The following is a 6,579-nucleotide window of genomic DNA, read 5'->3' on the forward strand; positions in this document are numbered from 1 at the left end:
CAGGAAGGCGCCGATGACGGAGCCCACCCGCACCGCCTGGATCCCGCTGTCCATCCTCGGACGGGACCCCCGCGTCAACACCCGTCCCGTCGACAACCAATGGGTCGAGCAGCACGTCGCCGCCTTCAACCCCGACGCCCTCGGCGTGCTGAGCGTCTCGGCCCGCGCCGGTGGCGAGACCATCATCCTCGACGGCCAGAACCGCGCCGAGCTGTGCCGCCGGGTCGGGTGGGCCGACCAGTCGGTGTTGTGCCGGATCTACGAGGGCCTGACCATCGAGGCCGAGGCCCGGCTCTTCCAGGCGCTCAACGACGGCCGCGCCGTCAAGCCGGTCTACAAGTTCCTCGCCCGCGTCACCGAGGGCGAGCCCGTCGCGGTCGCGATCAAGAGCGTCGCCGAGCAGCTCGGCTGGCAGGTCTCCGACCAGCCGGGCGCGAGCCACATCAACGCGGTCGTCGCGCTGGAGAAGGTCTACACCGGGGACCGCCGCACCGACTCCCCCGACGTCGGCGCGGTGTTCACCACCCTGAACCTGGTCACCGAGGCGTGGGGGCACCGCGCCGAGGCGGTCGCCGGGGCCATCCTGCTCGGCGTCGGCCAGGTCGTCGGCCGCTACGGCGACCAGGTCCAGCTCAAGGAGCTGGCCCGCAAGCTGGCCTCCTACCCCGGCGGACCGGGCGGCCTGCTCGGCGACGCCCGCGGGCTCAGGCAGTACCAGGGCGGCAGCGTCGCCAACTGCGTGTCCGAGGTGATCGTCAAGCGGTACAACGAGCGCCGCCGCGCCCACCGCCTGCCGGACTGGAGGCAGGCATGAGCACCATGACCGGCGCCGACGCCGAGCGCGTCCGGGACTACCTCGCCGGCGGCAAGACCGTCCAGAACGTCGCCGACATGACCGGCCTGCCCCGCTCCGCCGTCCTGGGAGTCATCAAGAACACCAAGGGGTGGCTGCACGACACGACCCACGACGTCGCGGTCCAGCCGCGCCTGGCCGACGCCGACCTCGCCACGGCGCCCATCCCCGAGCTGCTCAAGGCGGCCGGGGACATCGACGACAAGTCCGTCCAGCGCGAGCTCGACAAGGCCAACGAGCAGATCGCCCGGCTGCGCGAGGCCGCCGTCGCCGCCGTCGAGCGCATCGCCGCCGCCCGCGAGGTCGCCGTCCTGGAGCGCCGCCTCGCCGAAGCCAAAGCCCGCCTGAAGTCGGCGGCGGGCGGACGCGGTACCGGCCGGAAGGACCCGGCGCCTACCGGCGGCCCGACCGCTAAGGAGATCCGCGCATGGGCGAAGAAGAACGGCGTCGACTGCCCGGATAGGGGCAAGATCCCCGGCCCCGTCCGCGAGCAGTACGCCGCCGCCCACGCCGAGCAGGTGGACGCATGACGCCCCGCGTGATCGGCATTGATCTGTCGCTGACGAGTACGGGCCTGGCCGACTTCACCCACAACGGGCGCGAGGTCGTCACCAAGACGATCCGATCCAGCCCCGCCGACGGTGACAGCGGCCAGCACTCCAGGCTCACCCGCATCGTCTTCGAGATCACCGAACACGTCTCATCCCAGGGGCCGCACCCCGCACTCGTGGTCATCGAAGGCCCTTCGTACGGCTCGAAGGGAGCAGGTACCTGGGACCGCGCCGGGCTCTGGTGGCTGCTCATCGACCGGCTCGTCGGCCTCCATCACCCGTTCGCCATCGTTCCGCCCGCGACGCTCAAGCGGTTCGCGACCGGGCGCGGCAACGCCACCAAAACCGACATGGCCGTCGCGCTCGCCAAGCGCACGGACGGGCTGGAGCTCCGCGACGACAACCAGGTCGACGCCTGGTGGCTCGGCGCAGCCGGGCGCGATCACCTCGGCCTGCCGTTCGTAAAGGTCCCGCAGACCCACCGCGACGCCCTGGTCAAGGTCGCATGGCCGGAGGTGACCCGTGGCCACTGAGCAGTGGATCGAGTCGGCAACCCGCCGCGCGTCCAAGCCGGTCAGTGCAGGAGACCTGGCCGACGACCAGGCACTCGCGGGCGCGGGCATCACCTACGGCACCGACGACGCCGAGTCTGCTGCGGCCGAGCGTGTCGTACGCCGGATGCTGAACCGGCACCGTTGCCAGGCGCCGCAACGGCTCGCAGAGGCGAAGCAAGCCGGGTCGGACCTGCTCATGGCCGACGTCCGGAACTACCCGGCCGCGTACTGCACCGACCCCCGCCACGACGAGGACGCCGAGCTGCTCGCCGAAGCCCTGCAGTGGCTCGGGCTCCGGCCCACCCCGCCGCCGGCCCGCCGATCCGACGCGATCACCGCCCGGCCCAAGCACCGCGTCAAGCGAGGCACCTGCCCACAGTGCGAGAAGCGGACGAACCTGCGCGCCGACGGGTCGATCGGCGCGCACCAGTCCTGCCCAGGTGAGGGCCTGCGGCCGAAGGAGGCGGCGTGAACTACGCCGACTTCCTCGCCAGCAAGCGCCGTCGGCCGCCGAGCTCGGGCATCGCGTGCGAGCCGGGCGACGTGGACGACCGGCTGTTCGACTTCCAGCGGCACATCACCGCATGGGCGGTCGGCCGCGGCCGCGCCGCCATCTGGGCGGACACGGGCCTGGGCAAGTCGCGGATGCAGGTGGCGTGGGCCGATGAGATCACCCGCGAGACCGGCGGCCGGGCACTGATCCTCGCGCCGTTGACGATCACCGGGCAGACCGTCCGGGAGGCCGCAGCGATCGGCGTGACCGTCACCTACGTCCGCGACCAGGCCGACGCCGACGCTCTGCGACACGTCGGTGCCGACCGCATCGTGATCTCCAACTACGAGCGGCTCGGAAAGTTCGACCCCGCGCGGTTCGACGCCGTGGTGCTGGACGAGTCGAGCATCCTCAAGAGCTTCTCGGGTGCGACGAAGAAGGCGCTGGTGTCCGCATTCCGCGACACGCCCTACCGGCTGTCCTGCTCTGCCACCCCGGCGCCCAACGACCTGGAGGAGCTGTGCAATCACGCCGACTTCCTCGGCGTGATGAGCCCGCAGGAGATGCGCTCGACGTTCTTCATCGCCGACTCCCGGGGCGAGTTCATGCGCTACCGGCTGAAGGGCCATGCTGCGCAGGCATTCTTCGACTGGCTGGCCTCGTGGGCGATCGCCTGCCGGACGCCGGACGACCTCGGCTTCGACGGCTCGGCCTACGCCCTGCCCGACCTGGTGATCCGTGACCATCTGGTGCCGACTGGATGGACGGCGGACGGGCAGCTCTTCCAGACCGAGCTGAAGGGCATCACGCAGCGTTCGCAGGTCCGCCGGGAGACGCTCGACCAGCGCGTCAAGACCGCCGTGTCCCTGATCGAGGCCGAGCCGGACGAGCAGTGGATCGCCTGGTGCGGCCTGAACGACGAGGCGTCCGCGATCACCCGCGCGGTCGACGGCGCGGTGAACGTCCAGGGCTCCGACCCCGCCGATGTCAAGGCCGAGCGCCTGCTCGACTTCGCCGAGGGCCGCATCCGCGTCCTGGTCACCAAGCCCCGCATCGCGGGCTACGGCCTGAACCTGCAGTCGGCCGCCCGCATGGTCTTCGTCGGCCTGTCCGACTCCTACCAGGACTACTACCAGTGCATCCGCCGCTGCTACCGCTACGGGCAGGCGCGGCCGGTGCACGCGCACATCGTCCTGGCCGACGCCGAAGAGGTGATCGTCCGCAACGTGCGCGCCAAGGAGGACATGGCACGCGGGATCACCTCCGGCCTGATCGCCGCGATCGCCGCGGAGAACCGCGCCGAGCTGTTCGCCGGCACCTCCAAGGGCGACGACTACGAGCCGCGGGCGCCGATGCGCGTTCCCGCATGGCTCACCACGAAGGAGGCAGCGTGACCGACCGCGTCATGGACCAGGACGAGGGTCCCGGCTGGGTGCTGTTCAATGGCGACTCCGCCGAAGTCCTGCCCGGCCTGCCCGAACGCAGCGTGGACCTGTCGGTGTTCAGCCCGCCGTTCAGCTCGACGTACACCTACTCCCCTAGCGACCGCGACCTCGGCAACGTGTCCGGCGACGAGATGTTCTGGGAGCAGTTCGGCTTCGTCTCCCGCGAGCTGCTCCGCATCATGCGTCCCGGACGGATCGTCGCCGTGCACGTCGCCGACCTGCCCGCCTACGAGAACACGCACGGCTACAGCGGGCGCCGGGACTTCCGCGGCGACACGATCCGGCACTTCCAGGGCGCCGGGTTCCATTTCCACTCGGCCATCACGATCGACAAGAACCCCCAGGCGCAGGCGATCAGGACACACTCCAAGGGGCTGCTGTTCGTCCAGCTTGAGCGCGATGCCGCGCAGATGTGGCAGGCGTGGGCGGACTACCTCCTGCTGTTCCGGACCCCCGGCAAGAACGACCGGCCGGTCAAGAGCGAGCTGAGCCAGGACGAGTGGATCGATTACGCCCGCCCGATTTGGCGCGTGGGCGACCCGTACGGTGACGGCGTCCTAAAGCCCGAGGAACAGGACTGGATCTACCCGGCCTGGTATGGCATCCGGGAGACGGACGTGCTCGGCGTCCGCGAGGCCCGCGACTCCGACGACGAGCGCCACCTGTGCCCGCTTCAGCTCCCGGTGATCGAGCGTGCCGTCCGACTGTGGAGCGCCCCGGGCGAGGCCGTCCTGTCCCCGTTCGCCGGCATCGGCTCGGAGGGCGTCGGCGCTCTCCGCCACGGCCGCCGCTTCGTCGGAATCGAGCTGAAGCCGTCCTACTACCGGGTGGCCCGTCGGAACCTGCGCAACCCCGAGCTAACCGGCCAGGCGGCCGAGCCGGCCGAACTGTTCGACGCCGGGAATTCGCCATGACGCCCGCCGACGACGTCATCGCCCGCGCGGCCCGTGCCGTCACGCCGTACCTCGCGGCACAGGGCATCCGCTGGACGCTCCCCGGCCGCGGCGCGGAAGTCCCCGGCGAGGCCGAGCTCGCGCTGAAGCTGCGCGACATGGTCGCCCGCGTCGAGCCGGGCGGGCGGATCGAGCACGGCGGCCTGGTCGTGGAGTGGCCAAAGGCCGACGTCGAGATCCGCATCCTGTTCGACCTTGCCGCGATCAAGCCGGAGGAGCGCACGTGACGACCTTCGCCGACCACATCGCCACCGCCGTCCGGGTCCACGTGGACGAGCCCTGGCGAGACCGCGCCGCATGCAAGGGCCAGGGCCGGGTCATGGACCCGCCGCGCGAGCAGATTCAGGCGGCCCGCGCGCTCGGCGCCGAGCGCGCCCTGTGGCTGAAGGCCAAGCGGCTGTGCTGGCAGTGCGACGTCTCTGACGAATGCCTGCGGTGGGCGCTGAGTCTGCCCGCCCGCGAGGCCCACATCGGTGTGTGCGGCGGACTGACCTACGAGGAGCGCCTGCGACTGCGGCGCCGACAGGGGGCGCTGGCCGCCCTAAAGAAGAAGGAGAGCGCGTGACGGATTTCAAGCTGGACTCGAAGGTCGCCGCCAACGTCGGCGAGTCCATTGGCCAGTACGTCAACGAGATGTGGCGACGCCAAGACGGCCGCTGGGTCGGCTTGGTGGAGTTCAAGCACGTCCGCCGAGAAGAGCCCGGGGCGGGCGAGGACAAGGCGCCCGCGGTCAAGGTCCGGCTGACGCAGTGCGAGATCGCGGACGAGAAGACCGAGCCGCAGATCCGCGAGCTCATGCAGGCCATGTTCAAGTTGAGGACGGCCCAGGGGACGCTCGACGACGAAGCCATCCTCGAACATCAGGTCATCCCCGACCGGCTCAAGTGGGCGGTCGACACGATGCTCTGGCCGCCGCAGCCCGGCGACGTGTGGACGGTCGGCGACGAGGGCGGCGAGCCGTGGTTCGCCCACATCGGCGAGGACGGCGACGTCTGGCTGATGAACTCCACCGGCGAGTCGCACCGGCCGACTTCGGTGTTCGCCGAGCACGAGCGGATGGACCTGCGCGCCCGCAAGCGCGTCAAGCGCGGGGACGACTCGGCATGAGCGGCCGGGACTACGTCGCAGACATGGGCGCGTCGATCGTCGAGGCGATCGGCTCCGGTGACATCGTCGCGCCCGTGGTGGCCGAGAAGCTCCATGCTCGGCTTTTGGAGAAGGATCCCGACCTGCTGGAGGGGTGGCTGCGCGAGAGCGCCGTGCATTTCCTCACGCGGGAGATCGGCGACCGCGACCGTCGGCAGCGGACGGCCGCCCGCACCCGCGGTGAGGCGCGTCGATTCCGCCAGGCCGCCGAGTCCGGCGACCGCGAAGCGATCTCCATCTTCGCGACGGTGCGGTACGTGGTGGACGAGGACGAGACACGGCGCCCGCTCGGCGAGATGACCGGCACCGACCACCTCTTCGTCGCCGCACAGTACGGCCGCTCCGCGGCGAAGGCTCAGATGCTCCAGGCGTTCCACCGCGCCGTCGCCAAGAAGGTCGGCAAGCGCAAGACGGCCGAGGTCTTCGCCGAGGCCGAGTACGACCGGCTGTACCGCTCGATCACGGGTGAGCCCGAGGCGAAGGCGTCGTGATCACCATGACCCTCCCCAGGGTTTCCCTGCACACCACGACTGCCCTTCCCGTCGCGTACCTCCGCCCCCCAGCCCAGCTCGACATGCCTACCC

General features: G+C 70.8%; 10 protein-coding genes. All 10 read left to right on the forward strand.

From position 1 onward, the window contains the following. Positions 1-13 precede the first annotated feature (13 nt). From E1264_RS43430 to E1264_RS17945, 10 genes are read left to right on the forward strand one after another with little or no spacing between them, the layout of a single operon-like run. A complete protein-coding gene (locus E1264_RS43430) occupies positions 14-814 on the forward strand; it encodes a DUF6551 family protein (protein ID WP_165964224.1) in 801 nt (266 codons plus the stop codon). Continuing rightward, positions 811-1,383, forward strand: a complete 573-nt coding sequence (locus tag E1264_RS43435; protein WP_165964225.1) for a histone-like nucleoid-structuring protein Lsr2 — start codon at positions 811-813, stop codon at positions 1,381-1,383. The genes E1264_RS43430 and E1264_RS43435 overlap by 4 nt, the downstream gene beginning before the upstream one ends. Beyond that, positions 1,380-1,937 carry a hypothetical protein gene (locus E1264_RS17910; protein WP_132174886.1) on the forward strand — a complete coding sequence of 186 codons (558 nt, stop codon included), beginning with the start codon at positions 1,380-1,382 and terminating at the stop codon, positions 1,935-1,937. Before E1264_RS43435 ends, E1264_RS17910 begins: the two co-directional genes overlap by 4 nt. Then, on the forward strand, positions 1,927-2,430 hold the full coding sequence (locus E1264_RS17915) for a hypothetical protein (RefSeq protein WP_132174888.1): 504 nt from the start codon (positions 1,927-1,929) through the stop codon (positions 2,428-2,430). The genes E1264_RS17910 and E1264_RS17915 overlap by 11 nt, the downstream gene beginning before the upstream one ends. Then, positions 2,427-3,845 carry a helicase-related protein gene (locus tag E1264_RS17920; RefSeq protein WP_132174890.1) on the forward strand — a complete coding sequence of 473 codons (1,419 nt, stop codon included), beginning with the start codon at positions 2,427-2,429 and terminating at the stop codon, positions 3,843-3,845. The genes E1264_RS17915 and E1264_RS17920 overlap by 4 nt, the downstream gene beginning before the upstream one ends. Continuing rightward, positions 3,842-4,810: a DNA methyltransferase gene (locus E1264_RS17925; RefSeq protein WP_207935990.1), complete on the forward strand. Its 969-nt coding sequence runs from the start codon at positions 3,842-3,844 to the stop codon at positions 4,808-4,810. Before E1264_RS17920 ends, E1264_RS17925 begins: the two co-directional genes overlap by 4 nt. Next, positions 4,807-5,076, forward strand: coding sequence for a hypothetical protein (locus E1264_RS17930; RefSeq protein ID WP_132174894.1), 270 nt, complete (start codon positions 4,807-4,809; stop codon positions 5,074-5,076). The genes E1264_RS17925 and E1264_RS17930 overlap by 4 nt, the downstream gene beginning before the upstream one ends. Beyond that, on the forward strand, positions 5,073-5,414 hold the full coding sequence (locus E1264_RS17935; protein ID WP_132174896.1) for a WhiB family transcriptional regulator: 342 nt from the start codon (positions 5,073-5,075) through the stop codon (positions 5,412-5,414). The genes E1264_RS17930 and E1264_RS17935 overlap by 4 nt, the downstream gene beginning before the upstream one ends. Further along, positions 5,411-5,956 carry a hypothetical protein gene (locus tag E1264_RS17940; protein WP_132174898.1) on the forward strand — a complete coding sequence of 182 codons (546 nt, stop codon included), beginning with the start codon at positions 5,411-5,413 and terminating at the stop codon, positions 5,954-5,956. Before E1264_RS17935 ends, E1264_RS17940 begins: the two co-directional genes overlap by 4 nt. Then, on the forward strand, positions 5,953-6,486 hold the full coding sequence (locus E1264_RS17945; protein WP_132174900.1) for a hypothetical protein: 534 nt from the start codon (positions 5,953-5,955) through the stop codon (positions 6,484-6,486). The genes E1264_RS17940 and E1264_RS17945 overlap by 4 nt, the downstream gene beginning before the upstream one ends. Positions 6,487-6,579: the final 93 nt, after the last annotated feature.

This window comes from Actinomadura sp. KC216, from assembly GCF_004348535.1.
GTDB lineage: Bacteria > Actinomycetota > Actinomycetes > Streptosporangiales > Streptosporangiaceae > Spirillospora.

Excerpts from the sequence above, each read along its gene's own strand:
- E1264_RS17930 (WP_132174894.1), top strand. The coding sequence starts at position 4,807 with ATGACGCCCGCCGACGACGTCATCGCCCGCGCGGCCCGTGCCGTCACG.
- E1264_RS43435 (WP_165964225.1), top strand. The coding sequence starts at position 811 with ATGAGCACCATGACCGGCGCCGACGCCGAGCGCGTCCGGGACTACCTC.
- E1264_RS17945 (WP_132174900.1), top strand. The coding sequence starts at position 5,953 with ATGAGCGGCCGGGACTACGTCGCAGACATGGGCGCGTCGATCGTCGAG.
- E1264_RS17910 (WP_132174886.1), top strand. The coding sequence starts at position 1,380 with ATGACGCCCCGCGTGATCGGCATTGATCTGTCGCTGACGAGTACGGGC.
- E1264_RS43430 (WP_165964224.1), top strand. The coding sequence starts at position 14 with ATGACGGAGCCCACCCGCACCGCCTGGATCCCGCTGTCCATCCTCGGA.